Annotated in this window: 23 protein-coding genes and 4 pseudogenes; 16 read left to right on the forward strand and 11 right to left on the reverse strand. The window is 51.7% G+C overall.

Annotation, left to right across the window (positions count from 1 at the left end):
• The first annotated feature begins 464 nt into the window (after positions 1-464).
• Positions 465-2,420 carry an alpha/beta hydrolase family protein gene (locus M8T91_RS12025; protein WP_301414407.1) on the forward strand — a complete coding sequence of 652 codons (1,956 nt, stop codon included), beginning with the start codon at positions 465-467 and terminating at the stop codon, positions 2,418-2,420.
• Positions 2,421-2,923: 503 nt separating this feature from the next.
• Here M8T91_RS12025 and M8T91_RS12030 read toward each other — a convergent pair.
• Both M8T91_RS12030 and M8T91_RS12035 read right to left on the reverse strand, forming a co-directional pair.
• Positions 2,924-3,475: a flavodoxin gene (locus M8T91_RS12030; RefSeq protein WP_301414408.1), complete on the reverse strand. Its 552-nt coding sequence runs from the start codon at positions 3,473-3,475 to the stop codon at positions 2,924-2,926.
• Positions 3,476-3,690: 215 nt separating this feature from the next.
• Positions 3,691-4,161, reverse strand: coding sequence for a Spy/CpxP family protein refolding chaperone (locus M8T91_RS12035; RefSeq protein ID WP_301414409.1), 471 nt, complete (start codon positions 4,159-4,161; stop codon positions 3,691-3,693).
• 168 nt (positions 4,162-4,329) lie between these two features.
• Here M8T91_RS12035 and M8T91_RS12040 point away from each other — a divergent pair, with 168 nt between their 5' ends.
• The 3 genes from M8T91_RS12040 to M8T91_RS12050 all read left to right on the forward strand — a co-directional run bounded on the left by M8T91_RS12040 (position 4,330) and on the right by M8T91_RS12050 (position 7,186).
• A complete protein-coding gene (locus M8T91_RS12040; RefSeq protein ID WP_301414410.1) occupies positions 4,330-5,037 on the forward strand; it encodes a response regulator transcription factor in 708 nt (235 codons plus the stop codon).
• A gap of 12 nt (positions 5,038-5,049) precedes the next feature.
• Positions 5,050-6,423 (forward strand): ATP-binding protein, encoded by a 1,374-nt coding sequence (locus M8T91_RS12045; protein WP_301414411.1) that lies wholly within the window; start codon positions 5,050-5,052, stop codon positions 6,421-6,423.
• An 88-nt stretch (positions 6,424-6,511) separates the two neighbouring features.
• Positions 6,512-7,186 (forward strand): SRPBCC family protein, encoded by a 675-nt coding sequence (locus tag M8T91_RS12050; protein ID WP_301414412.1) that lies wholly within the window; start codon positions 6,512-6,514, stop codon positions 7,184-7,186.
• Positions 7,187-7,415: 229 nt separating this feature from the next.
• Here the strand turns inward: M8T91_RS12050 and rluB are convergent, their stop codons facing one another.
• From rluB to M8T91_RS12080, 6 genes and pseudogenes are all read right to left on the reverse strand, one after another.
• Entirely contained in the window at positions 7,416-8,273 is an 858-nt protein-coding gene (gene rluB / locus M8T91_RS12055) for a 23S rRNA pseudouridine(2605) synthase RluB (protein WP_301414413.1), read from the reverse strand.
• On the reverse strand, positions 8,266-8,451 hold the full coding sequence (locus M8T91_RS12060; protein WP_301414414.1) for a hypothetical protein: 186 nt from the start codon (positions 8,449-8,451) through the stop codon (positions 8,266-8,268). Before M8T91_RS12060 ends, rluB begins: the two co-directional genes overlap by 8 nt.
• Entirely contained in the window at positions 8,435-9,442 is a 1,008-nt protein-coding gene (scpB, locus tag M8T91_RS12065) for an SMC-Scp complex subunit ScpB (protein WP_301414415.1), read from the reverse strand. The genes M8T91_RS12060 and scpB overlap by 17 nt, the downstream gene beginning before the upstream one ends.
• A gap of 200 nt (positions 9,443-9,642) precedes the next feature.
• Positions 9,643-10,467: pseudogene (locus M8T91_RS12070) on the reverse strand (segregation and condensation protein A); the annotation flags it as partial.
• Between the two features lie 114 nt (positions 10,468-10,581).
• Entirely contained in the window at positions 10,582-11,205 is a 624-nt protein-coding gene (locus tag M8T91_RS12075) for an L-threonylcarbamoyladenylate synthase (RefSeq protein WP_301414416.1), read from the reverse strand.
• An 83-nt stretch (positions 11,206-11,288) separates the two neighbouring features.
• Positions 11,289-12,203: a PHP domain-containing protein gene (locus tag M8T91_RS12080; RefSeq protein ID WP_301414417.1), complete on the reverse strand. Its 915-nt coding sequence runs from the start codon at positions 12,201-12,203 to the stop codon at positions 11,289-11,291.
• Positions 12,204-12,459: 256 nt separating this feature from the next.
• On the opposite strand from M8T91_RS12080, the gene M8T91_RS12085 reads away from it, so the two are divergent.
• The 7 genes from M8T91_RS12085 to M8T91_RS12115 all read left to right on the forward strand — a co-directional run bounded on the left by M8T91_RS12085 (position 12,460) and on the right by M8T91_RS12115 (position 17,379).
• The gene (locus tag M8T91_RS12085; protein WP_301414418.1) at positions 12,460-13,185 is read left to right on the forward strand and encodes a VC0807 family protein; all 726 of its coding nucleotides are present in this window, start codon (positions 12,460-12,462) and stop codon (positions 13,183-13,185) included.
• 46 nt (positions 13,186-13,231) lie between these two features.
• On the forward strand, positions 13,232-13,531 hold the full coding sequence (locus M8T91_RS12090; RefSeq protein ID WP_301414419.1) for a YciI family protein: 300 nt from the start codon (positions 13,232-13,234) through the stop codon (positions 13,529-13,531).
• A 36-nt stretch (positions 13,532-13,567) separates the two neighbouring features.
• Positions 13,568-14,248, forward strand: coding sequence for a TIGR04211 family SH3 domain-containing protein (locus M8T91_RS12095; protein WP_301414420.1), 681 nt, complete (start codon positions 13,568-13,570; stop codon positions 14,246-14,248).
• Between the two features lie 127 nt (positions 14,249-14,375).
• Entirely contained in the window at positions 14,376-14,960 is a 585-nt protein-coding gene (locus M8T91_RS12100; RefSeq protein ID WP_301414421.1) for a peptidylprolyl isomerase, read from the forward strand.
• Positions 14,961-14,972: 12 nt separating this feature from the next.
• Positions 14,973-15,731, forward strand: coding sequence for a pyridoxine 5'-phosphate synthase (locus tag M8T91_RS12105; RefSeq protein ID WP_301414422.1), 759 nt, complete (start codon positions 14,973-14,975; stop codon positions 15,729-15,731).
• Positions 15,731-16,600 (forward strand): Rossmann-like and DUF2520 domain-containing protein, encoded by an 870-nt coding sequence (locus M8T91_RS12110; RefSeq protein WP_301414423.1) that lies wholly within the window; start codon positions 15,731-15,733, stop codon positions 16,598-16,600. The genes M8T91_RS12105 and M8T91_RS12110 overlap by 1 nt, the downstream gene beginning before the upstream one ends.
• Entirely contained in the window at positions 16,597-17,379 is a 783-nt protein-coding gene (locus tag M8T91_RS12115) for a TrmH family RNA methyltransferase (RefSeq protein ID WP_301414424.1), read from the forward strand. The genes M8T91_RS12110 and M8T91_RS12115 overlap by 4 nt, the downstream gene beginning before the upstream one ends.
• 419 nt (positions 17,380-17,798) lie before the next feature.
• Here the strand turns inward: M8T91_RS12115 and M8T91_RS12120 are convergent.
• Positions 17,799-18,065 (reverse strand): annotated as a pseudogene (locus M8T91_RS12120) (integrase core domain-containing protein); the annotation flags it as partial.
• A gap of 188 nt (positions 18,066-18,253) precedes the next feature.
• On the opposite strand from M8T91_RS12120, the gene M8T91_RS12125 reads away from it, so the two are divergent.
• The 4 genes and pseudogenes from M8T91_RS12125 to M8T91_RS12140 form a co-directional block, all read left to right on the forward strand.
• Positions 18,254-19,029 (forward strand): IS5 family transposase gene (locus tag M8T91_RS12125; RefSeq protein WP_301414425.1). Its coding sequence is split into 2 segments (ribosomal slippage): positions 18,254-18,569 and positions 18,569-19,029, totalling 777 coding nucleotides; the frame shifts between segments, so codons are not numbered across the junction.
• A 693-nt stretch (positions 19,030-19,722) separates the two neighbouring features.
• The gene (locus M8T91_RS12130) at positions 19,723-21,090 is read left to right on the forward strand and encodes a M12 family metallo-peptidase (protein WP_301414426.1); all 1,368 of its coding nucleotides are present in this window, start codon (positions 19,723-19,725) and stop codon (positions 21,088-21,090) included.
• A 144-nt stretch (positions 21,091-21,234) separates the two neighbouring features.
• Positions 21,235-22,294 (forward strand): annotated as a pseudogene (locus M8T91_RS12135) (IS3 family transposase); the annotation flags it as partial.
• Positions 22,224-22,432: pseudogene (locus M8T91_RS12140) on the forward strand (IS5-like element ISCARN85 family transposase); the annotation flags it as partial. The pseudogenes M8T91_RS12135 and M8T91_RS12140, both read left to right, overlap by 71 nt.
• Here the strand turns inward: M8T91_RS12140 and M8T91_RS12145 are convergent.
• Positions 22,413-23,267: a hypothetical protein gene (locus M8T91_RS12145; RefSeq protein ID WP_301414427.1), complete on the reverse strand. Its 855-nt coding sequence runs from the start codon at positions 23,265-23,267 to the stop codon at positions 22,413-22,415. The pseudogene M8T91_RS12140 and the gene M8T91_RS12145 overlap by 20 nt on opposite strands.
• Positions 23,268-23,810: 543 nt before the next feature.
• Between M8T91_RS12145 and M8T91_RS12150 the strand changes: the two genes are divergently transcribed.
• The gene (locus tag M8T91_RS12150; protein ID WP_301414428.1) at positions 23,811-24,119 is read left to right on the forward strand and encodes a hypothetical protein; all 309 of its coding nucleotides are present in this window, start codon (positions 23,811-23,813) and stop codon (positions 24,117-24,119) included.
• Positions 24,120-24,295: 176 nt separating this feature from the next.
• Here the strand turns inward: M8T91_RS12150 and M8T91_RS12155 are convergent.
• Positions 24,296-25,370 (reverse strand): IS3 family transposase gene (locus tag M8T91_RS12155; protein ID WP_301414429.1). Its coding sequence is split into 2 segments (ribosomal slippage): positions 24,296-25,118 and positions 25,117-25,370, totalling 1,077 coding nucleotides; the frame shifts between segments, so codons are not numbered across the junction.
• Between the last annotated feature and the right edge of the window lie 9 nt (positions 25,371-25,379).

Below are 25,379 nucleotides of genomic sequence, written 5' to 3' on the forward strand. Positions count from 1 at the left end.
GGGTACGCGATTGTGCTCAGTGATGCCACACGACCCCTCCAAATGACCATGCCATCAATCCGGGTATTTCGACTGCCTTATGGATTAGCCCTCCCTCTCTGTGTGCAAGACTGCCTTCAGCTCCCTATTGAAACGTTTTATCACCGGCAATACAGCCCGTTGGGGGACAATGTATTTCAGTCTTTTCAGGTCCGGGGATGCCCGTAAAATAACTTGTCCTGGTGGTCATTATTGGCCGACCTGCCATTTCACTTTTAGCGCAGCCTCCTCTGTTATTTGTGTGACAGAGGACAAATGCGGTACCGTTGCGCGCGAGGTAACTTGCGCCTTGCTTTTCCTGTGTGCTTTCACCCCCATTAAAGACACAGTAGGCTGGGTCGTTTTTGTGAGATGGCCCTTTGTTTCGAATGATTCACTTGCAAGTGCAACCAAAACCTTAAGGAATAAACAACAAGGGCAAAAATATGCATAAATTCCTACTCATCTTTTTATTTTGGTCAACCTTTGCCCTTGGCAATCAAATTCCACTGTCAGACTTGGTGCGGCATGCCGATATTGAGGAGGTAAAAATTTCCCCTACCGGTACCCATCTGGCCATACGAAAACTATATGAAGGGGAGCGTGTCATTGTGTTTATGTCGATCAAACCCCTGAAAGTCACCGGCCATCTACGCTTTTCAGGCAAAGAAGAGGTGGGAGATTTCTACTGGGCCAACGATAAAAGAGTAGTTGCCGAAGTACTGTCACGCAAAGCAGGCCTGGAGTCTCCGGTTTTTTATGGCTCCCTGTACGCAATTAACTTCGATGGAACCCAAGGGATGAATATTTTTGGCCACTTATCAGGTCGAAAACAAGTGGGATCACGTATAAAAAGATCTGAGTCCACCTACGCACATGCAGTTATAATTGATCCTTTGCTGAAGAAGAAAGATAAAATACTGGTTTCTACCACGCCCTGGGCTAAAAATGGGGAAACTACTGGAGAAGTTCTAGAGATTAATATTTATAACGGCGTAAAAAAAAGGGTCGTAGGGTTGCCCATCGCCGATGGTCGAGCCTATACAGACGGCAATGGCAATCTCCTTTTTGCTCGCGGAACAAACAAGGAGGGATTTCTCCGGCTGTATAAAAAGGATAAAAATGGCTGGAGCAAAGTTAAAGATAACACCCTAGAGGGTGGCAGACCCGTCGGCATGGATCTCGAAACTAGTGAGGCTTACCTTGAGATAGGCCGCGAAGGAAAAACAGAGCAATTGGTTAGAATGCAGACCAATAGTGATGAATACTTACCCGTTTTTGAAGACAACATTTCGGATTTCAGCGGCATTATATACCACCCAACCTCCAACAAGCCACTAGGAGTCCACCTGGACCCAGATTACCCAAAAGAGTCCTTTTTCGATGAAGGGGACGGGTTTGCGGCTTACTTTCGGGGACTAAAAAAAGCCTTCGAGGGTTACAGCATCCGCTTTACCAGCTTTAGCTCCGATGGTGCTCTGGGGGTTCTCAAAGTCAGTGGGGACCGACTCCCTGGCGACTATTTTTTGGCCAATTTGACCACCAAGAAAGTAGACTTTCTGATCTCCTCATCTGAATGGCTTGATCCAAAACAGCTCAATCCTATGCAGGCAGATGCTTTTATTACAGAAGATGGATTCAGGATTGGAACCTACCTCACATTCCCCAACGATCATCAGCAAAAGCTGCCAACGGTAGTCGTACCCCACGGAGGCCCCCACTCCCGAGATTACTGGGGGTATCATCAAGACGCTCAAATATTATCTCAAAACGGATACCTGGTGCTGCAGATCAACTTTCGCGGCTCTACGGGCTATGGAGACCACTTCTATGACGCTGGCCGGCTCGAATGGGGTGGAAAAATTCAGAGAGATATCTCCGACGCGGTGCACTGGGCAATAGAAAAAGGATATGCCGACCCCGAACGTATTTGCATCTATGGTGCCAGTTTTGGCGGCTACTCTGCTTTAATGAACCCTATAAGGTATCCCGACCTCTACCAATGTGCCATAGGTCACGTAGGTGTTTACGATCTGGAAATGATGTACAAGAAAGGGGATATCAAACGGCGTGACCGGGGTCTCGCTTATCTAAAGAGGGAACTGAGCAAAGATAAAGATTTTCTCAAGGAAAATTCACCGGTACATAACACCAGCAAACTCAACCTTCCCCTAATGATTGTTCACGGCAAGAGGGATGAGCGCGCACCTGTAGAACATGCCGAACTTTTATTGAAACAATTAAAGAAAGAAAATAAACCGGTAAAATCCCTTATCATCTCCAACGCGGGGCACGGATTTTACAGTGAGAAAAACAATCTACAATTCTATACAGAATTATTGAGTTTCTTGGACCAGCACATCGGTGTTGGCGCTTCCCAACAGCAATCCGACCAAGGGTAAATCCATACGCGGAAATTCCTTGCATACGCCCAGGATCCAGCAGCAATGCTACCGGATCTTGCGGCTGGCTTGTAGACCGAAATGATAGGAACTCCAAGACACAAAAGCCATTTCTCCGGCACCCTAAAGCAATCGGTCAGCGCCCTGGCTGGCTTTTGCCGGTTGCTTAGCCGACGCCTCAAATCCATGGGAAAACACAAAATAATACATCACTTGTGACCGTCCCTGGGCCTGTGAAACCAAGTCGGACTTGAACGCCCCCCCTTTCAATCGGGACCATGCCTACAAATGCAAGATGGGCCGGTTCGATAAAGAGTTCTGCCACGGGCCGTTTGCCGCGTATAACCTGCGCAAGCAGTCTGCAAGCATCCTCCTCGGTAAAACACCAATGATAGTCATCATACACTACCATATCGACACAGCCCGCCCGGAGAATACAATCGGAATGTTCCGTCAACCAGAGTCAACACGCTTGAAACGGGGGGTGATCTGCTGCATGGGCTCTAATCATCCAGTACAATTACGCTTTGCGCGCCATCCTTAATATCAAATTCTTCGGCAATCTGCCTACACCAGCGATTGAGGCGCTCGGCAGTCATGCTTTCCTGCTGGTCCTCATCAATACCCAGGCCGACAAATCGATCCTCACCTTCAATTTCCGCTTTTGACGCCTCAAACTCATAACTCTCTGTAGACCATTGGCCAACGATGGTGGCTCCGCGCTCAACGATAGCGTCGTGCAGCATACCCATAGCATCCAGGAAGTAGTCACCGTAGCCAAATTGATCACCCAGGCCAAACAGCGCAACCGCCTTGTCAGTGAAATCTATCTCCTGCACATCCTCCCAGAAATCCTCCCAATCGGACTGAATCTGGCCGAAATCCCAAGTGGGAATACCAAAAATCAATTGCTTGTAATTGGCGATATCCAGTTGGGTGACATCGGCAATATCGAATAGGTCCACCCGGTCATCGCCCAAGCGGGCGCGGATGCGCAGGGCAACGGATTCAGTATTGCCCTCATCGCTGCCATAAAACAAACCGATTTTGCTCACAGTCATTCCTCTTTGCCCATGTAGGGCCACACCAGATACCATTCGCAGAGGCGGCGTATTCTCCCAGTAATCCCCGGGCGCGGCAAGCGGCTCTAAAGGGCCGTAATACGGCTGAAAAGACGCTCAAGCGGTGGGGAAACAGGTCAGATTTGGCGGGAAGGGTGCGCCGGAGGTGGCGCACATGCGTGGGGGCTAAGACTGGCCGCTAAACAGTATCAGGACTCGCCGGCATTCCTTGCACCACGACTGTGACCCCGCAGTTTCTGCCGGCTTTCCCTACGCTTATCTTTCAGCTCAGCTAACTTGGCCTTTTGCTCATCAGTGAGAATCGCCTCGAACTGCTGGCGCATCTGGTAACGGTTTTGCATCTGCCGTACTTTCAGTTTGCCCAGTTCCGCGCCAAACTGATCCAGAGTAGACTGCTCGGCACTGCGCTCTATGGCGGTATGAATTTGCTGGCGCAGCTCTTTGAGCTGTTTGCGCAGGGCCATTCTCGCCTCCCTGGTGCTCTCCCGGTTGGATTTTAGCTGCGCCCTTTGACCCTCAGTCAGCTGCAGTTCGCGAGCCATATGCTCAAATCCATGCCTGTGGTGGCCTTCTCCACCACCGAAAGCCAATGTTGTCCCAGGAGCGGCCAGCACGCCAGCTAATGCCAGGCTGCCCATTGCTAGTTTCCAATTTTTCATCGCTTGGTCCTCTCGTTGGTATTCAGCCACTACATGGTAAGTCCAGCCTGTGTAAACGGGGGCAAACCCCAGTAAACATTTGTTAAGAACCGTAAAAAGCCGGGGCAATAGAAGCAATAAACGCCAGCGCTTTGCATATAATGGCTTCACAGCAATCGAGAGCATCCCATGAGCCGCATCCTTCTGATCGATGACGATACTGAACTGACCGATCTGCTACAGGAGTTCCTGAGCGGCGAGGGATTTGACGTGACCGCGGCAAACGATGGCGCTCACGGATTGGAGTTGGCACAGAGCCAGAATTTCGATGCCCTGATACTGGACGTAATGCTACCGGTGCACAATGGGTTTGAAGTGCTGCGCAAGCTGCGCGAAGAGGCGTCAACCACAAACCGCTCCCTGCCTGTCATCATGCTCACAGCCAGGGGCGATACCGTGGACCGTATCGTAGGCCTGGAAATGGGCGCCGATGACTACCTGCCCAAACCCTGTAACCCCCGTGAACTGGCAGCCCGTCTGCGCGCGATACTGCGCCGGGGGCGGATTGAGGAACCGGAGAACAACGATGACAGCCTGAACAGCGGCCAGCTGCGCCTGCTGCCAGCGAAACACCAGGGCTACTGGAGCGACCAGGCCCTGTCTCTCACCGGTGCCGAGTTCGCGGTACTCAAGGTATTGGTACAACACGCGGGAGATGTGGTGAGCAAAGAGATCCTGACCGAGAATGCACTGGGGCGCAAGTTGATGCCCTATGATCGCTCCATTGATGTGCATGTGAGTAATATCCGCAAAAAACTGGCCGGTAAGGGCGCCAGCCGCGATTTGATTATCAATATCCGCGGTGCCGGTTATATGCTTACCCAGGGCAAGCGGTAGGCCCCTGCAACGATGCGCAGCCTCTTCTGGAAAATGTTCTTCGGCGCCTGGATTACTGCCATGGTGATGGTGGTGGCTGTCGTTTACATTACCCATTTTGGCGAGTTCGGCGATCCCCGCCAGAAAGAGCGCTGGGAGGGTGCCCTGTTCCGTGAGGTCATGCGCAATATGCGGATCACGCGCCGCCACGGACCCGAGCATTTCCAGCACTGGCTCGAACGGGCACCCAAGAAGGTGCAACGCCGGGTCTACGCCCTGGACCCGCAGGGCAGGGATCTACTCGGTCGCCCCATCCCCCCCGGCATGGAGCCGCTGATCAACAGCTTGAATTACCGCAACCGCGAAGCGTACATGCTGGTAGACAAGCAGCCAACCGTGGCTTTTTTCCTGCCCATGCGCAGTGGGAATCCACTGCGCATTGCACTTATAGCCGGGAAGAGCAAGGAAGGACTGCTGCTGCGCTTTCTATGGCGCAATTTCTGGCCCATGCTGCTGCTCTCCATGATCGCCTCGGGAATCGCCTGCTACTGGCTGGCCCGCTACCTGAGTCGCCCCCTGGATCAACTGCGCGCCGCCACCAAACGGGTCGCCGCCGGTGAGCTGGACTACCGGGTTGCCCCCAGCCTGCGTACCCGCAACGATGAGTTGACCGGTCTGGCACTGGATTTCGACTCCATGACCGCACAACTACAGGAGTCAATGTCCGAGCAGCGTCGCCTGATCAAGGATGTTTCCCACGAACTGCGCTCCCCCTTGGCAAGATTGCAGGTAGCCCTGGCCATCGCGCGGCAAAAACAAGTAACAGTCCTGGGCCCCGAGCTGGACAAGATCGGCAAAGCCGCGGACTACCTGGAAGACATTATCGCCGATGTACTGTCCCTGCCCGTCAGCGGCCCCGAGCAGCGGCCCCTGGACGATGTCGTGGAAATCAACTCCCTGTTCTCAGCGCTGATTGACGACTTGCAGAGTGAAGCGGAAGAAAAAGGCTTGAGCTTCGATGTCAGTACAAACAGCGCCGAATCACTGGTGGCCACCCGGGGCAGTTCCCTCACTGCAGCACTGGAAAACATCCTGCGAAACGCCATTAAATACAGCCCCAGAGGCGGTCTGGTCCGGGTGCTGGTCAAAGCATCCGGTGATGCCTGTCGAATATCTGTGATCGACTCCGGATCCGGCGTAGCCGAAGATGAACTCACAGCCATCTTCCGCCCCTTCTACCGCACAGACACTGCACGCACCCGGGAAAGCGGTGGCTTGGGTCTGGGGCTGGCTATAGCCCAGCGAACCATTTTGCATCACGGGGGCACCATTACTGCGTATAACAGCAGCCGGGCGGGTTTATGCGTCGAAATTAAACTGCCACTACTGCACATCACTGACGATTAATCGGCATGAACATGCTATAACCATGCCTATCCTCAACCGTCCTTGGTAATCTTCGTATTGCATGTGCAAATAACAAAAGGGACCCGCTATGCGCTGGATATTCTATATTCTGATTTTTCTGGTACTGTTGCTGCTCGCCGGTTATTTGTTTCCCCGCGAAGTGATGCTGGATCGCAGTATTTATATCGACAAACCGCCCCAGGCCGTTTTCCCCTTCGTCAACAACTTCCGCAAATTCAACAACTGGTCTCCCTGGCGGCATGTCGATCCCTCAGTACAATACCAGTACAGTGGCCCTGAGCAGGGCATCGGAGCTGAAATGCGCTGGCACGGTGAGGCTTCCAAGGCGGGCAGCGGCACGCAAACCATTACTGTAAGCGATCCGGATAGCCTGGTACGCACCAGGCTCAACTTTGGCGATGGCTCCCAGGCCATGGCGGAATTCCAGCTACAGCCGCAAAACGGCGGCACCCAGGTGACCTGGCGCTTTAGAAGCGACACTGGCGGTGGCCCAAGTGAGCGCTGGATGGGCCTGGTGGTGAAAAAGATGGTGGGTCAATCCTATGAAGAGGGGCTTGCAAAATTGAAAGCGCTGCTGGAAACCACCAGCAGTGAACCAGGGGCCGCCAGCGATACATCCGACTCGGTCTCGGATATTCCCTCGGATGTCGATGACGCCATGGGAGCTGGTCCCCAGGCTGTGCCTTCCACAATACAGAACCAGCAGCAGGAAGAGGCCGGAGAAACACCGGAAAATGAATAGCAGTCCAGGCTGGCGAATAAATCCGGTGAATTTTTCCCGTGGGCAGATAATGGGACATCAGGGGCTGCCCCATCGATCTCAGGCCAGGGCAGACCTTAAAATAGCCAGTCACCCTGTGCCGTTGCAGTGTTGTTTTTTACTGCAGCCATCAACCGGGCCATAGAGGATCAATTGCACTGCCGGGTTAATAACAGCCCGCCTTACGATGAAAGCTGGCAGTTTCCCGGCCTTAGGATTTCCCTTTGCGCGCCGGCGGCAGCGGTGACTTGCGCAGCTTGCGACGCTGGCGTTCCAGGTCCAGCCTCTCTCCCTGGGTCAGTGGACGCTGACCCAACTTGGGCAATCCGGCGGTCACACAGAGGTCGTCGATCTCCCGGGGCTCCATCTCAATCCACTGGCCCACACGCACATGGGAGGGAATAAAGACACTGCCATAGCGCACCCGCTTGAGGCGGCTTACGCGCACTCCCTGGGATTCCCATAAGCGGCGCACTTCGCGATTGCGCCCCTCCATCACCACGCAGTAGAACCACCGATTTTTACCCTCGCCACCACTCTCAACAATATCGGTAAAACGCGCGGGGCCATCATCCAGCAGTACCCCCTTGAACAGGCGCTGTTTCATCTCTTTATCCACATGCCCCTGGATACGCACCAGGTATTCACGGTCGATGACTGAGGACGGATGCATCAGCTTGTTGGCCAGTTCACCGCTATTGGTAAACAGCAACAGGCCGCTGGTATTAAAGTCCAGCCGCCCAACGGAGATCCAGCGGCCACTCTTCAAGTGCGGCAGTCGGTCGTATACTGTGGGGCGTCCCTCAGGATCCTGACGGGAACAAATCTCTCCAACCGGCTTGTTATAGAGTAAAACTCGGCAGCGATTTTCCTCTGTCGAAGGCAGGCGCCGGCCATCAAATTCTATGCGATCCTGCCCGGTTACGCGCTCGCCAAGTTCCGCCACCTGACCGTTCACCGTCACACGACCGGCATTGATCGCACGCTCCATCTCACGGCGCGATCCAAGGCCGCCGCGCGCTAATACTTTTTGCAATTTTTCGCCGGTAGGCGAGGTACCATCATTCATGGGGCGGTATTTTCCACTTGCGCCACTTGTTCAGAATCATCACAGGTACCAGCACCCCCTCAGCTCCAGTTTCTGCAGCAGTCCCATTTTTGTGGCTGCCATCAGTGCCAATACCGTGCGCAGCCAGAGACACTGTTTTGCCCGGTGTATCTTCCGGGCGGTCATTGGCCACTTCCATCCCCTGCCTCCGGGACAGTAGATACTGCTGCTTCTGTTGGCACAGCATCGGTGGTGTCAACAAGCACTGCCTCTGGTGGCGTTACAACAGGAGCCCCGTTAGCCCCGGTCTCCATTTCAAGGGCCACCGCAGACGTTTCCGTCTCACCGGAACTCTCCATACGCTGTTCTTGCGCAGTCTTTGTACCAGTGTCCAATCGATTCTCAGGCAGGGTTACGGGAGGGGGAGCAGGAACTGCAACCTCGGCCTCCGCAACAATTTCCTCTGCCAGCGCTGCAATCAGGACTTCATCAGCCTCGGCCTCACTGCTGGCCTCTTCAGGGGATGCCTCCGGGCCGCCTGAAATTCTCTCCTCAGCCCTGCCCCGCCCTTCACAGGCCGCCTTATCCGGCTCTGCACTGTCCCCCTCGTCATCACCAGCAGGCGGGCTGTCCTGATTCAGCAGTTGAGTCAGAGTTTCTATATCGCGAATTTCCGCCAGTGTCGGCAGTTCATCCAGGGAACAGAGATTGAAGTAGTCTAGAAATTCTCGGGTAGTCGCATAAAGAGACGGTTTTCCCGGCACATCGCGCTGGCCAACTACCTTGATCCAACCGCGTTCTGACAGGCTCTTGACAATCTGGGAACTCACCGCAACACCGCGGATTTCTTCAATATCACTGCGGGTTACCGGCTGGCGATAGGCGATGATCGCCAGGGTTTCCAGGGTTGCACGGGAGTACTTTTGCGCTTTTTCCTCCCACAGGCGATTCACCCAGGGTGCCAGGTCTTCGGGCACCTGAAAGCGCCAGCCACTGGCTACCCTCTTGAGTTCAAACCCGCGTCCGGCACAACTTTGCGCTATATTTTCCAGTGCGTCTCTCAAGGTCGCCTTGGAGGGTTGCTCCTCCTTATGCAACAGCGACAGCAGCTTTTCCTCACTCAGGGGCTGCTCTGCCGCCAGCAGGGCACCCTCCAGGATTCTGTGTAACAATTCCGGTGCTATTGTCATCTCTTCGTTTCTAACTCTGGCCCTTCACGGACAATTTCCATGATTCCCGGCGATACTCTTTCCTGGGACCCGGTCAACTCGGTCACTGTCGGTTGGCCGGTCTCAGGATTCGCTTCCTTTTCAACAAAAGAGTCAATTCCGCCAGTTTCGCTTTCTTCTGTACATTCAATATCCGCAACATTTTCCTCACCGTGGCCGGCGGCACGTACATGGATAGGGCCAAAGGCCTCGTTCTGGACCAGTTCCACCAGGGATTCCTTGACCAGTTCCATCACCGCGAGAAAGGTGACTACAACCCCGAGACGTCCTTCTTTCACAGTGAACAAACTTACAAAAGGCACAAACTGACGGTGACGAATTCGTTCCAGAACCTGGGTCATACGCTCGCGGGTAGACAACTTTTCCCGCTCCACCTGGTGGCTTTCAAACATATCCGCACGCCGCAGCACATCCGCCAGCGACACCAGTACCTCCTTGAGGTTCACCTCCGGATCCGGACGGGTACTATTGCGGTCGGGGCTCTCGGCACTGGCCCGGTGAACATCGCGGCCTATACGCGCAATTTCGTCCAGCTCCTCCGCTGCGGTCTTGAAGCGCTCGTACTCCTGCAGGCGGCGGATCAGTGCCGCACGGGGATCTTCACCCTCTTCCTCCTCTACGTGCGGGGGGCGCGGCAGAAGCATACGCGATTTGATTTCCGCGAGCATCGCCGCCATCACCAGATAGTCCGCTGCCAGCTCGAAGCGGATTGCCGTCATCATTTCCACATACGCCATATATTGGCGGGTGATGTCTGCGACATTGATCTCGAGAATATCCAGATTCTGGCGCCGAATCAGATAAAGGAGCAGGTCCAGAGGCCCTTCAAATGCCTCCAGTATCACTTCCAGCGCATCTGGCGGAATAAAGAGGTCAGGCGGAAGGTCGGTAAAAGCTTCACCCTGCACCAGGGCCAGGGGCACGTCCACCGGCCTGCCCTGTAGACCAGCATCGGTCTGCGCAAGCGACCCGGCTTCGCACGCCACAATACCAGTGGGATCCCGCTTTTCCCCATCGGTTGCCAGTGCTTTTGCTTTATTAGACACCCTGCCACGCCTTTAAAAGTGCAAACTTGCAATTATACACCAGCACAGCGCCTTTCAGCCCAGTATCCCGCTAATGGCGCCACACCCATGGCGAATCAGTTGGGGTTCGTCCCCGGTAAGATCAATGACGGACGTCGCCTCCAGTCCGCAAAAACCCCCGTCTATGACCAGCTCCACCTGGTGCTCGAGCATATCGCGGATATCGTAAGGATCGGTGAGCGGTTGCTCGTCGCCAGGCATAATCAGGCTGCAACTCATCAGGGGTTCGCCAACCGCCTCGATCAACGCGAGAGCAATCGGGTTGTCCGGAACACGGATGCCGATGGTTTTGCGCTTGGGGTGTATAAGGCGCCTGGGTACTTCCGCTGTCGCCGGCATAATAAATGTGTAGGGACCCGGCGTGTGATTTTTTAAAAGCCGGAACATCTGGTTATCCACCTTTGCGTAAGTGGCCAACTCTGAGAGATCCCGGCACATCAGGGTAAAGTTATGCTGTTTGTCCAGTTGGCGCAGTGCACGAATCCGCTCCACCGCCAGTTTCTCACCCAAACGGCACCCAATCGCATAAGCCGAGTCCGTGGGAAAAATGATAACGCCTCCGTGGGTCACAATGTCAGCGGCCTGACTGATCAGACGCCCCTGGGGATTATCCGGATGAATTTGAAAAAACTGCGCCACAAAAGCCCCCGAGCCTCGAATGAATGGAAAAAGTTCACAGCGGTTACACGCGCTCGCCAGGGGACTCAGAGCCCGCCAAGTGATCAAACTGGCAGTGGATGGCTCTGCAAGCCCCGGTGCAGAGTGTGCCACAGATTCCACACCGGCTCGACGCCTTGCGGCAGATGCACACAGCCCAACTCCCGCCAAGCCTGCCCGGGCTGGTGAAAATCGCTGCCCAGCGAAGAAGGGGGCACGGGTAGCTGCACCGCCCTAGCCCCCGCGGTAATCAGGGCGCTCAGCTCCTTGGTCTGCGCGGGATTCTGACGGCCACAAAGCAGCTCCAACGCATCGCCACCACTGCGTAAGAAATCGCTGATCAGGCGCTGCAACTGTGTGCGGGTCAGACGGTATTTAAGCGGGTGTGCCAGCACAGCACAGCCCCCCGCTGCATGGATGGTGTCGATGGTCTCCGCCAGTTGCGGCCACTCGACCTGTACATCACCGACCCTGCCTGTGCCAAGATAGCGTTTGAATGCGCGCGCAGAATCCACCACATGCCCCGCCTCCACCAGCCAGCGGGCAAAGTGCGGGCGACCCGGAGCAGCTCGCCCGGCAAGGCCACAAGCGCCCTCCAAGGCACCGTGAAAACCGCATTGATGCAGTTGCCTGGCGATCCGCTCGGCCCGCTCACAGCGCAATGTCTGGCGCAACCCGATGGCTCGCTGCAAGAGCGCCGAAGTCGGTTGGATATTAAGCCCCAGGATATGAATGGGGCGCCGTCCCCAGAGCGTAGAAAATTCAATGCCTGCCACCACGGTAATACCCGCGTGTTCACCGGCACACTGAGCCTGTGCCACACCATCGACCGTATCGTGGTCGGTAAGCGCCATTAATGTCACACCCAGAGACTTAGCTCTCGACACCAGTTGCGCAGGACTTAAAATACCATCCGAAGCGGTACTGTGACTGTGCAGATCGACCAGATCTGTTTTCAGGTCTGCTAAAAGGGCTCTCAATAACTGGGCTCTCACTGGGTTTTGCGCGGCATAATGGCGCAAAATACGTTATTTTGGAACAATTAGCCGACGCGAATGTCTCACCCGCACCCGGCACTACCAGGGATAAGGCCCGGACCCGGAGTCAACCAGCAGTGACACCAATGGCCCGGCGTCTGGCAGCTGCATTGCCAGTGGGGAAGTATTTGTATAGGCAGGTCATCCTGGCATGACTTACCAGTAGGCTTCCAGCGGGCATTATCACCGGAATTTAAGTATGACCGAAACGAATTCGACCACCCCAGCACCCCGGCCAGCGCCCGAAAAGAAAGGGGGCCTGTTGGGTAACCTGCTCCTGAATATTGTAATCCCCACCCTGGTGCTCACCAAACTGTCCGGCGATGACTGGCTGGGAACCAAGTGGGCTCTGGTTGTTGCACTGGCCTTTCCATTGGGCTATGGATTGCGGGACCTGATTCGCTCGGGCAAAATCAATTTTTTCTCGGCGCTGGGCATTATCAGTATCCTGCTGACCGGCGGTATCAGCCTGCTGGAACTGGACCCGCAATATATCGCCATCAAGGAAGCCGCTATTCCCGGTCTGCTGGGTCTAGCCACTGTCATCTCCCTCTATACCCGTTGGCCACTGGTTAAAACCCTGCTGTACAACGACCAGATCCTGGATACGGCAAAAATTGCCCAGAGTTTGGTAAACAACGGCAACCAGAGGGCATTCGAGCGCGCATTGCAACAGGCTTCCTGGATGATTGCAGGCTCCTTTTTCCTATCCTCCGCCCTCAACTACCTGCTCGCCAAAGTCATTCTGCAGAGCCCTCCCGGCACCGAGGCCTTTAACGAAGAGCTGGGCAAAATGACCGCGCTCAGCTACCCGGTAATCGCCCTGCCGGCAACCATTATTCTGATGTTGGTGCTTTTTTTTCTGTTTTACCGCATCGGCAAGCTGACCGGGCTGAAACTGGAAGAGGTGATGATCGCCCGATAAACCGTGATGGTATTTTTATTATCAACTGACGAGAGCATAAATAACCATGTGGTACGCCATCATCAGTGAGGATGTGAGCGATAGCCTCCCCCTGCGCAAAAAAGCGCGAGCCGGTCACCTGGCGAGACTTGAGCGCTTGAAAAACGAGGGCCGCTTGCTGGCCGCGGGACCGCACCCGGCTGTGGATAGCGAGGAACCTGGCGCAGCAGGATTCAGTGGCAGTCTGGTAATCGCTGAGTTCCCGTCTCTGAAGGATGCCGAGGCCTGGGCCGGCGATGATCCCTATCGTGAAGCCGGTGTCTATGCTTCGGTGACCGTCAAGCCGTTCAAGCTCGTATCCCCCTGATCAACAACACTCTACAAAGCAAAAGCTTGGCCAATAATGAAGAATATACTGCCCTATCTACTCACTACGTCACTGCTTTTTGCGGCCCCGGCGACCCTGAGCGCAGAGACCCGCTATATTACCGACCTTCTACATGTACCTGTGCGTTCCGGCAAGGGCAACGAGTTTCGCATCCTGCACCGCGGCCTGCCCAGTGGTACCCAACTCGAACTCCTCGAAGATATCCCAACAGAAGGTTGGGCACGTATTCGCACCCCCAAGGGCACGGAGGGCTGGGTGAGGCGCCAATACCTGATCTCGGAACCCGTGGCAAAGCTTAAACTGGCACAGGCCGAGAACAGTCTGGCCCGCTTCGAACAACTGGAAGGCAACCTGGGTGGAGAAGTTCAACGCCTGGAGGAGGAAAACGGTCTCCTCAGCACCTCCCTGAGCACTGTCCGAGAACAGAACCAAACACTGGCTACGGAGCTAAAAGCGTTGAAAGCCCTATCTGCCGATGCCCTGGATCTCAATGAGCGCCATCAGAAACTGTTACACCAATACGAGCTGCTCAAGCAGGAAAAGACCATGGTAGAAGCCGAGATCCAACGCCTCTCCGGCAGCGAATCCCACAAGTGGTATCTATACGGTGCCCTGTCTGTGGTACTGGGAGCCCTGCTCGCGATGATCGCACCCCATATGCGCCCCCGTAAGCGCCACACCGAGTGGGCAAACTGATCTCCCCCTGTGGCTCAAAAATCGCATACCATAGGCCGCCGGGGACAGCAATTGCGGCTGCTCCCACAATTCACCCGCATCTGCTGCGCTGTTGTAGCACAGGCTGGGCAAACCAATAAGGACAAGGATGATGCGTAAACTCTCTATTTTTTTTCTCTGTACACTGCTCACAGTGCCCGCCCTGGCGAATAATCCTCAGGTGGCAATTAAAACCGATTTGGGCGTGATCCGCGTTGAGCTCTTCTCCAGCGAAGCGCCCGTTACCGTGGAGAACTTCCTCGCCTACGCGGACAGCGGTTTTTACAATGGGGTTATCTTCCACCGGGTGGTGCCGGGGTTCGTGATCCAGGCTGGTGGCTTTACCTTCGATTTTCAAAAGAAGGAAACCCGCAATGCCATCGTCAATGAGTCCGCCAATGGCCTGCAGAACCTGCGCGGCACCCTGTCTATGGCCAGGACGAATGACCCGGACAGCGCTACCTCTCAGTTTTTTATCAACCTAGTGGACAACACCCGCCTTGACGCCGGCGAGAACAAGCCCGGCTATGCCGTTTTTGGCAAAGTCGTGGAAGGCATGGATGTTGTAGAAAAAATCGTGCAACAGCCTCGTGGCCTGCATCGCCAGTATCCCAGCGCACCGAATACGCCCGTACGTATCCTCGATGCCAAGCGCGTCAACGCCGGCGACGGTGTCACTGCCAACAAAAGCTGAGGAGAGCAGGCCTTGATAGCGCTCAGTGCCAATCTCAACAAAATTGCTCTGATCCGCAATGCCCGCGAAGGCAACTTCCCCGACGTGATCACCCACGGCCGGGTTTGCCTGGATGCCGGCGCCCAGGGCCTGACCGTGCACCCGCGCCCGGATCAACGCCATATCCGTCCCGGTGACGTACGCAACCTGGCTGCCCTCTGCCGGGAGCGACAAGATACAGAGTTCAATGTAGAGGGCAATCCCTTTGCCAAACCCTCAGGCGGCTATCCCGGCTTGATGGCGCTGGTGTTGGAAACCCTACCGGATCAGTGCACCCTGGTTCCAGACAGCAGCGACCAGCTGACTTCTGACCATGGCTTCAATCTCAAACTCGACAGCGCGCGTTTGTTGCCTCTGATTGCTGAATTAAAAAGCGCCGGCATCCGGGTCAGCCTGTTTATGGACCCGGACCTGGAGCAGATCAGTCTGGCCAGGGATGTGGGTGCGGATCGCATTGAACTTTACACCGGTCCCTATGCCCAAGCCGCCTCCGGCCAGCACAGGGCACTGAATGATATCTTTGCAGCACATTGCGCCGCTGCTGAACACGCCCTCCAACTGGGTTTGGGCGTCAACGCGGGCCACGACCTGAACTTGGTCAACCTACCCCGTTACCGCACCCTGCCCGGGCTGCAGGAGGTCTCCATCGGTCATGCCCTGGTCGTGGATGCCATTGGCATGGGGTTGGAGAACGCGGTTAAAGCTTACCTAGACTGTCTTGCCGGCAACTGATGCAGACCCTCAATATTATCGGCGCGGGCCAACTGGGAAAGACGCTCGGTCGCCTATGGCATCAAAGCGGATTGTTTCGGATCCAATCCATCCACAATCGCACCCTGCGCAGTGGCCAGGCCGCACGGGAATTTATTGGCGCAGGACAGGCCTGCCCCACTCTCCAGTCCATGCCTGTGGCCGATTACTGGCTGATCGCCTGTCAAGACAGCGAAATCAGCGCCCTTGCCAAACGCCTCTCCAAGAGGCCGGACAACCGTGAAGGAACTGTGTTTTTTCACTGCAGCGGCGCCCTCAGCTCCGAGGCACTGGACATACTGCGCCCCGCCTCTATCGCCAGTGCCCACCCGGTGCACAGCTTTGCCGACCCTTTGCGCTCTCTGGACAGTCTCCCTGGCAGCAGCGTGGCTCTGGAGGGAGACGGCCCTGCAACCCGTGCGTTGGGGGGCGCCTTTAACGCGATCGGCTGTGAAATTATCACCATAGAAGCCCGGCATAAGTCCCTCTATCACGCGGGCTCAGTGTTTGCCTGCAATTACCTCACTACACTGGTCGACCTGAGTCTGCGCAGCTTTGCCGCAGCCGGCATTGAGCGCGGCAGCGCACTCAAACTGCTAGCACCGATAGTACTGCAAACCGCTCGAAACAATATGACACTGGGGCCGGAAAAATCCCTCACCGGCCCCATTGCCCGGGGTGATCTGGACACCGTGAGCAATCAAGTGGAAAACCTGATCTCTGTAGACCCTCAAATGGCGCGTTGTTATCGACATCTGGGTCTCGCCTGCGTAGCCTTGGCACAGCGCGGACCGCTGTCGGAGAAAAGTGCGACCCGATTGATCGAACTGCTGAGTGAACCACCACGGTGAAAGACACCTCTGGATATCTGGAAAAAAAGGCTTTTTACAACAGCCTACTGACCATTTACGGACGCAAGCCTGTACTGGAAGCCCTGCAGAACCCCTCTCTTCCAGCGCACAGACTGCACTTGGCCAGCAGCAACCAACGCGACCAAGTGATCAAGCGTATAGAGGCACTGGCAGAGGCGCGCCATATCGAAATTCTTCACTGGAACCGCAAGAGCTTATCCCGTATCTCCAAGAACGCCCGCCAGGATCAGGGAGTGGCTTTGGACCTGGCTCTGCCCCAATACAGCACCTGCGACGCCTTTATTCGCCAGCAAAGCTCCATCGCTAAAAAAACCCCCTTTGAACTACTGGCACTGGATGGCATTACCAACCCGCAAAATCTGGGTATGATTATCCGCTCCGCCTGTGCCGGCGGTATGGACGGTATTATTCTGCCGCGCAAGGGGTGTGCGCAGATAGATCCACTGGTGATCAAGGCCAGCACCGGTACCCTGTTCAAAACCCGTATCCTCCGTTGCGACACCCTGGCGGATGCTCTGGGAAATTTCCGCAAAACTGGTACCCAGATCCTTGGCCTCTCCTCCCATGGGTCAGTTACACTGACAGAGATCACCGGCAAAGCCCCCAGGATTTTTGTGCTGGGCAACGAAACCCACGGCGTTTGCGACGCCGTGGCAAGGCAGTGTAACCGGCTGTTGCACATACCGATGAAAAATGGGGTAGAGAGTATGAACGTGGCGGTAACCGCTGCGCTGATCAGTTTTCGCGGGCAGCTCTGACGTCTTCAAGATAACTGCTCAAGGCCGCCTCAGCGACCGCCGTTGCTCAAGCTTCTCCGCTTCTTACGACTTTTCAAGGCCACAGGTGGCCCACCCCATTTTTCGAGACCGGCATCTATTGCCAATAGATCCCGGCCGATACCACTCACAGAATCTGTGGATATCTCTGTGATTAACCGTGTTGTACAGAGCGCCAAGGCTCATGATTGCAGGACTTTCACAGTCCGAAGGAAAAATAGACAAGAAAAAAATTAAAAAAGAACAGAAGGTTACTGAAGTAACCCGAGATTGCCCTGAAGAATGGAGAGCTGGCTTAGCGGAACGGTAGGAAATGGTACTGTTGTGGAAAGTAGATCAGTTTTCAGGAAAAATATGGAGATTGAATCACCCCGAGTTTGTCGGAGGCAATTTGATTTGAGTCATGCCGCTTGGGCAGACTCGGTTTGTTGATAATACAGGTTTTCGTATTCAGCTGGAGGCATATCGCCAATTGGCCCAAGAATGCGGCGATGGTTTAACCAGTCGACCCAGGTCAAGGTTGCATGTTCAACCTCATCCAGCCCTTTCCAGGGACCTGCCCTGTGGATGACCTCCGCCTTGAATAAACCGTTGATGGTTTCTGCCAGTGCGTTGTCGTAGGAGTCGCCGACACTGCCGACTGACGCCTGAAAACCCGCCTCTAAAATAATCTGCTAAACCAAACTGGTGAATTGTCCTTTATTTTTTTGCACCAATTTTTCAAAAAATAATAGATTTTTCTCAATTATGGAAATTGATGAAGTACTCAGGTAGGTTTCATCATTATCTTTTAATGATTGGTTGGAGTGATTAACTTATTAGGGCCTGTTCACACTAAATCCTGTATAATCCCTTCATGGAAATTACAACACAACAATACAAAATTATCGAAGATTTTTTGCCCCTCCAGCGCGGCAACGTGAAAATATCCAACTTACAAGTGCTGAACGCCATTCTTTACATAGCCGAGCATGGTTGCAAATGGCGAGGTCTGCCCAAGAAATTCGGCCGTTGGCACAGCGTCTACATGCGGGCGAATCGTTGGGCCAAGCAAAGTGTACTGGATAGGGTCTTTCTGGCCCTCCAGGAAAATAATGTGATCAATATCCAGATCGATCATATCTCTCTTGATTCTACAGCTGTTAAAGTTCATCCAGACGGCACTGGCGCGTTAAAAAAAACGGTCCTCAATCTATCGGCAAATCACGAGCAGGATGGACCACCAAGATTCATATGATTGCAGCCGGCCACAACCGCGCCGTAGTATTTTCGCTGTCACCGGGACAGGCTGGAGACGCTCCGGAGGGCCGAAAGCTGCTGAAAAGCCTTGAGAACTGCGGTTGGGATGGTGCCAAAGTGATCATGGACAAGGCCTACGAGGGTAATGAAGCTCGGCAGTTGGTATTCGATCTGGGCATGGAACCTGTCGTGCCACCGAAGAGTAACCGAATGAGCACCTGGAAATACGACGTAGAGGCGTACAAAAAACGAAATGAAGTGGAGAGGCTGTTTCGACGCCTGAAGGGCTTCAGAAGAATTTTCTCTCGTTTTGACAAACTGGATGTCGTTTTCACATTTTTTATTCACTTTGCGCTTATTGTCGATACTTTAATTAGTGTTAACAGGCCCTAGAGAGTAAATTAGCTCAGAAAAGGAAAAATTTGTATATTATATAGTGAGAAAAGATATTCTCGAGACTAATGCAAGCTTAAACGTCAAAGAGCAATTATACAAATAACAGTCATAATGAACTATTCAAAAACATCAAGCTTCTTTCATTCAAAAGGAAATAACAGTAATCTTTACCATCATTCCACGTCTTTATAATTTTTCTCAACATAAAGTACGATATAGATAGCTTTTCTCAGAAAAAAGTCGCAGCCATTAAGGAGAAAAATAATGACCTGAATATTTACACTTCCCGCACTCTCAACCATCTCTCTACACCACTATAGAGGAAATGAGCCACCCAAAATGGATAATGAATTACATAGAAAATAACGCGCCAAAAAATGGCTTGTTTATTAAAGCCAATATTTTTCAACATTAAGGGCTTCCCTGAGCTCACATAGGATATAACAATCTGGAAATTCTCGTGAGCAATGAAAAATACATCCAGACTTCTCTACTCAATCCACCATAGAGAAAAGTAATATTTGGCATTAATAGACACAAGTTCAAGTGTTTAGGGCGCCCAGCAATACAATTTGCTGAGGTTGAGAATTAGCAGTAATCGTTAACAACAACCGCCTTACAAATAAAAGCAAGATTGCTTGAAAAACTGCTGTTGAAATTTATCATATAATTTATAATTAAGGAACTCACATGAACCCTGCAACAATAGTTAAAACCCTGCTGATTATGCTGCTACTCACAAATAATGCATATGCCGAATCTATTTATGGCTTATTTGTTCAACATGCCAATAAAAACCATGACACACAGTCACTTAAAGACAACAGAAAAGAAATAATTAACCTGGGGAAATACAACAAAGATATTACAGGAATTCCCAAAGGATCCAGAATTTCTTTTCGAGCAGGAGATAAGAAATTTATCTTTAATGTTAAAACGACCAGAAAAAAAAGTGCGGACAGGTTTTCTTTTTCCGCATCCGGACCGGACAATGATGCCCTCTATGTTGCAGAAAAAAATGGCCGTGTTGTCGGCTCGCTCCACCATCAAGGTAAATTATACAAACTCAGGCCAAATACAAATGGTGATACCCTATTGGTGGAAGTACCGAGAGAAACATTAGTTGATCATGATGATTCTTATTATGAAGAGTTTGAACATAATTTCTTGAGTAATGATGATTTATTGGGAAAAAATGATTCCGGATCAGAATTCACAGTTATTGTTGCCTACACCCCTCAATTTTCGTCCGCTGCAGGTGACGTAGATGCCTATATGGACTTGCTTGAACTTGAAACAAATACGTCGTATGAAAACAGCGATGTCAACACCAGCGTAAAAATCGTTCATTACTATCAGACAAATTATAACGATACAGGGAATTTTTATACCGATAGAGACTACTTTTCAAACACAGGAAATCCGCAAACACAGGAATTATATAATTTAAGGAACACTTATAATGCAGATATCATGATAGTTCTTACTGGGAATAATTATAGCTTCTGTGGCATTGCCAGGGCCATAGGTGCTACAGAAGACCAGGCATTAGCTTTAGGTAGGGAAAGCTGTGCTACAGGATATTATACTTTTGCCCATGAAATTGGGCACTTATTTGGTGCGAGGCACATTATCTCACAAGACCCCAATGTAACTCCTTTTCCATTTGGGCATGGTTATTGTAATGTCACTGCAAATACGTGGCGCACCGTAATGGCTTATGGATGTCCACCCGGAACTGGCGGGCAACGCATTCAACAGTGGTCCAACCCTGATGTCTTTATTAACAATCAAGCCACAGGGACAATTGATGTTGAGTTTAATGCTAAAGTGATGAATCTGCGCGCTGAAGAAGTCGCAAACTTTAGAGTTTCCTCTTCTCCTTTTGACGTTAATGGCGATGGTTGCGTTGATCAGAACGACCTGATAGAAATGTTACCCCATCTGGGTAACCCGGTCCCGCCCGCTCCAGCGTCACTGGATGTCAATGGAAATTTGATAGTTGATATTGTCGATTATAATCTGGTATTTGATAATTCCGGGCTGGGCTGCCAGTAGTTGAAACAAGCTGTGCTCAATGGGGAAGCCACCCTTAGTCTTAATCAGTTGAAAAACTGCCAATATACGTCTTTGGCAGCGTTGAGAGTGGTCCTCCCCCCTTGAAGTGGTCCACCCGTATAATTAGGAGACGGAGGACTAAACATGGGAATCAAACATCATAAGCCGGAAGAAATTGTCACGAAGCTGCGGCAGATTGAGGTGCTCTGCGGTCAGGGAATGTCGCGTTTGGATGCGATACGCCAGATGCAAATAACTGAGCAGACGTTCTATCGCTGGCGTAAGCAGTATGGCGGGATGGGAACCGACCAACTGAAGGAACTCAAACGACTACAAAAGGAGAATGAGCGGTTGCGCCGAGCAGTATCGGATCTCACGCTGGACAAGTTGGTTCTGTCAGAGGCTGCCAAGGGAAACTTCTGAGCCCTTCACGTCGCAGTGCTTGTATTGACCACCTAAGAAGTCGATTTCACATTTCTGGGCGTCGGGCGTGCCGTGTTTTGGGCCAGCATCGATCCACGCAAAGGCGCCTGCCTGTTGGCCGTTCCGACAAAAACCGTCTGGTTGCTGACATGGTCGAGCTTGCGCGACAGTACGGTCGATACGGCTATCGCCGGATTGCAGCTTTACTGAGAGATGCGGACTGGCAAGTGAACAACAAGCGCGTGGAACGACTGTGGTGGCGTGAGGGGCTGAAGGTTCCAATGAAACAACCAAAGAGGGGACGGCTCTGGCTAAATGACGGGTCGTATGTTCGACTGCGTCCGGAGTATCCGAACCATGTCTGATCGTATGACTTTGTTCACCATCGGACTAGCGATGGGAAAGCATTCCGAATGCTGAACATCCTGGACGAGTACTCCCGAGAATGCCTGGCAATCCGGGTGAAACGAAAGCTGAACTCAACGGAAGTGATTAATGTATTAACAGTTCTGTTCATTTTACGCGGTGTTCCCGCCTACATCCGGTCAGACAATGGTCCGGAGTTTATTGCACAGGCGGTCAGGGACTGGATCACATCTGTTGGTGCAAAGGTGGCTTAACGTTACAAGAGGCGGAAATTATTATTGAGGGGTGGAGGAAGCACTACAACACCAAGCGGCCACACAGTGCCTTGGGCTACCGCCCACCGGCCCCGGAAACCACCGAAGAGAAACCGATTAAGCACCTGGAAATACGACGTAGAGGCATACAAAAAGCGAAATGAAGTGGAGAGGTTGTTTCGACGTCTGAAGGGCTTCAGAAGGATTTTCTCTCGTTTTGACAAACTGGATGTCGTTTTTACATTTTTATTCACTTTGCGCTTATTGTCGATACTTTAATTAGTGTGAACAGGCCCTAATATCGCAACCAAATTTTGAAAAAACCTTCTTATATAAATATGATGGATTAGATGTTAGCATTTTCTTTGTGAACAGCTCCGGAGAGTGTTTATGTAATGCTGGACCAAGTAAGTATAAGTAATTCGCATAATCGTCATGAACGCTATTATTTAAAGAGTACTTCAGTCTTTCACGCTTATATGTAGAGAAATCAACACTGCCTTTTTCCCTCTCTAACAATTTAAGGTAACTATATAGTTCAGCAGGAAATTCCAAAATCAATGCATTTTTCGTATACAATTTGATCCCGTTCATAGCTCCAGACAACTGCTCCAACCATTGCTCAGTCATTAGACACACTAAATGATGCGAGGCATCAGAATCTTGCAGGGTAGATATGAGGTTTGATATTGATACCACTAAGCTATCATCGACAAAACTTTGATTGTAATTGTAAATAATATTGCCTGGATTTCTCTCAAAATCCGTGAGCGCATAATACTCTCGACTGTACTGAGCAAAAACGTGGTATGCTTCATGGTCTATAGCAAATTCAATATTGAAATAATTATTTTCCCCAAGCACCTCCTTAAGATTATCTCTATTGATGTATAGCTTCCATTTCTTTTCCTTCAAGCATTGGCCGATTCCACCCCATAACGCATCTTCATTAATTTTATCTTCTCGACCATCACAATCAAATTTTGCATGTTTGGAAACTATTAGATCTACTATATTTGTCTTGTAACTCAGCTTGGGTAATTTGTAAGAATATTCATCACGCGCCTCCCCTTTTACATTTATAGAGAAAGTAAATGCATATAAAAACATAAAGATAATAAATTCATTTTTCATATTTTTAAAATTACCCATATGTAACGCGTCGGCAAAATTGCCGACGCTGACTTAGTTTACTATCATGGATGGTCTTTAGAAAGGGAAATAGTTGTAAACCCTGAACCACCACTACCAGGCTGCGTAAAATCTCCGAAGGGATCGGTCATACCGCCAATGAATGAAGTGCTACCACCACCGCCCCCTCCTGGCTGTTCAGTAGGTTTTTCTTTGGGTTCTTCTTTTCCTCGTGCTCTCTTGCATCGCCACATTTTGCTGTATACTTAAGACTTGATCCACTAATAGCACTGCCTATATTTGGGTTACCAAGTTCACCGCTTGTTGTTCTACCTACTTCAATAGTGGCCGAATCAGGCAAACCATTCGCATCGCAGATCTCAGATGCAGTTGATCAATTACGGTTTTTGGCTTTTAGTGTACTGTTAGAAAAAGTAGCGTATCCCCCTCTTTTCTTTTATCACCCCTTGACTTCAGGTATGGTCGCTTTCAGCGTCAATTATCCGCAGTGGGAATGACGGTTATTAGTTTAAAAAAGGATGCAAAATGAAAAGACTAACTTGGCTCTTGGGTGGCATTGTTTTGACTTCAAATGCTAATGCTGTTGCTAATGTTTGTCCGGGAAAGGTTACTCAAGTACTGGAATGGCCCTCAAAGTGTGAGAATTTGGCATTTCGGCTTGACTCTACAGGAAATAAGTGGTGGTGTGCGATTTCTGATCGAAGTAATTCAATGGTGTTAACCGCTTTTGCAACGGGTAAAGAAATTTCTCCACGTATTAATGATGCATTAGCTCAGAGTTGCGAAAGTATTGAAGATTATCATAAACCGTTATACATGTCTTTGATACAGTAGTATTTGCAAAGCTATAACCAGTTTAAGGAGGAGATCTCCAGCCCTCCTCAGCCTAAACTCCCGATATCAAACCACTTTACCAGTCTAATGACGATAAATAATGGGACCAGAAGAAAGCATACCCGTAGAACACTATCGGTAATCCCCCCATTCTTACCCGCAACCAAAAGTAGAGGTTAAGCCACCATCAACGGTGGTTTACCGCCATTTGCTTTGTGTGGCCGGCGGTGATTGTAAAACCATAACCATTCAGTTGCATAATCCTGAACCTCTTCAAGGCTGTCGAAGAGGTGCTTGCTGAGCCAACTATACCGAATGGTTCTGTTGGCTCGCTCGATATAAGCATTTTGTTGTGGTTTGCCTGGCTGGATGTACTCGATCCGTATTCGCCGCTTTTTCGCCCATGCTACAAACTCATGGCTGATGAACTCAGGGCCATTATCACAGCGGATAGTGCTGGGCTTGCCCCGCCATTCAAGTAGCTGGTTGAGAGCGCGAGTCACACGTATCGTTGGCAGTGAAAAACCGGCCTCGATTGCCAGTCCTTCACGCCTGTAATCATCAATGACATTGAACAGCCTGAAGTTCCGGCCATCGCTTAGCTGGTCATGCATAAAGTCCATTGACCATACTTGGTTCGCTTTTGTTGGTGCTTTCAGAGGTTCTGGTGCCTGGCGCTTGAGGCGACGTTTTGGCTTTATTCGCATATTTAACGCCAGCTCACAGTAGATCCGGTAAACGCGATTGTGGTTCCACTGAGCGTCCTCCACGTTGCGTAGGTAATGAAAGCACTGGCCAAAGCCCCAGTCTCTCTGCTCATTTGTTAACCGGATAAGCCAATCGGCAATCTCCTCGTTTTCATCGCTGAGAACAGGCTGATAACGATAGCAACTTTCACTGACACCGAAAGCAGCACAGGCAATTCGAATACTGATGTACCGTGTGGCTACGGCTTGCCGCGCCATCTCCTTTCGCCGAGATGGCTTTACCACTTTTTTGCAGAGCTTCCTGAACGATTTCAGCCTTCAACCGCTCTTCGGCATACATCTTCTTAAGGCGTCGATTTTCATCCTCCAGTTCCTTCAGGCGGGCCATCATTGAGGCATCCATGCCGCCGTACTTGGATCGCCACTTATAGAAGCTCGCTGAGCTCATACCGTGTTCTCGGCATAGTTCAGGCACTGGCACGCCGTTTTCGGCCTGCTTGAGTATCGCCAGAATCTGGCTGTCGCTGTACTTCGATTTTTTCATGCAGAATCT

Origin of the sequence: Microbulbifer sp. MI-G (assembly GCF_030440425.1) — a bacterium.
GTDB classification, from domain to species: Bacteria; Pseudomonadota; Gammaproteobacteria; order Pseudomonadales; family Cellvibrionaceae; genus Microbulbifer; species Microbulbifer spongiae.

Coding starts and splice junctions, on each gene's coding strand:
- M8T91_RS12050 (WP_301414412.1), top strand. CDS start 6,512: ATGCGCTGGATATTCTATATTCTGATTTTTCTGGTACTGTTGCTGCTC.
- M8T91_RS12145 (WP_301414427.1), bottom strand. CDS start 23,267: ATGAAAAATGAATTTATTATCTTTATGTTTTTATATGCATTTACTTTC.
- M8T91_RS12040 (WP_301414410.1), top strand. CDS start 4,330: ATGAGCCGCATCCTTCTGATCGATGACGATACTGAACTGACCGATCTG.
- M8T91_RS12090 (WP_301414419.1), top strand. CDS start 13,232: ATGTGGTACGCCATCATCAGTGAGGATGTGAGCGATAGCCTCCCCCTG.
- M8T91_RS12150 (WP_301414428.1), top strand. CDS start 23,811: ATGAAAAGACTAACTTGGCTCTTGGGTGGCATTGTTTTGACTTCAAAT.
- M8T91_RS12045 (WP_301414411.1), top strand. CDS start 5,050: ATGCGCAGCCTCTTCTGGAAAATGTTCTTCGGCGCCTGGATTACTGCC.
- M8T91_RS12130 (WP_301414426.1), top strand. CDS start 19,723: ATGAACCCTGCAACAATAGTTAAAACCCTGCTGATTATGCTGCTACTC.
- M8T91_RS12085 (WP_301414418.1), top strand. CDS start 12,460: ATGACCGAAACGAATTCGACCACCCCAGCACCCCGGCCAGCGCCCGAA.
- M8T91_RS12095 (WP_301414420.1), top strand. CDS start 13,568: ATGAAGAATATACTGCCCTATCTACTCACTACGTCACTGCTTTTTGCG.
- M8T91_RS12025 (WP_301414407.1), top strand. CDS start 465: ATGCATAAATTCCTACTCATCTTTTTATTTTGGTCAACCTTTGCCCTT.
- M8T91_RS12035 (WP_301414409.1), bottom strand. CDS start 4,161: ATGAAAAATTGGAAACTAGCAATGGGCAGCCTGGCATTAGCTGGCGTG.
- rluB (WP_301414413.1), bottom strand. CDS start 8,273: ATGAATGATGGTACCTCGCCTACCGGCGAAAAATTGCAAAAAGTATTA.
- M8T91_RS12100 (WP_301414421.1), top strand. CDS start 14,376: ATGATGCGTAAACTCTCTATTTTTTTTCTCTGTACACTGCTCACAGTG.
- scpB (WP_301414415.1), bottom strand. CDS start 9,442: ATGACAATAGCACCGGAATTGTTACACAGAATCCTGGAGGGTGCCCTG.
- M8T91_RS12110 (WP_301414423.1), top strand. CDS start 15,731: ATGCAGACCCTCAATATTATCGGCGCGGGCCAACTGGGAAAGACGCTC.
- M8T91_RS12060 (WP_301414414.1), bottom strand. CDS start 8,451: ATGGAAGTGGCCAATGACCGCCCGGAAGATACACCGGGCAAAACAGTG.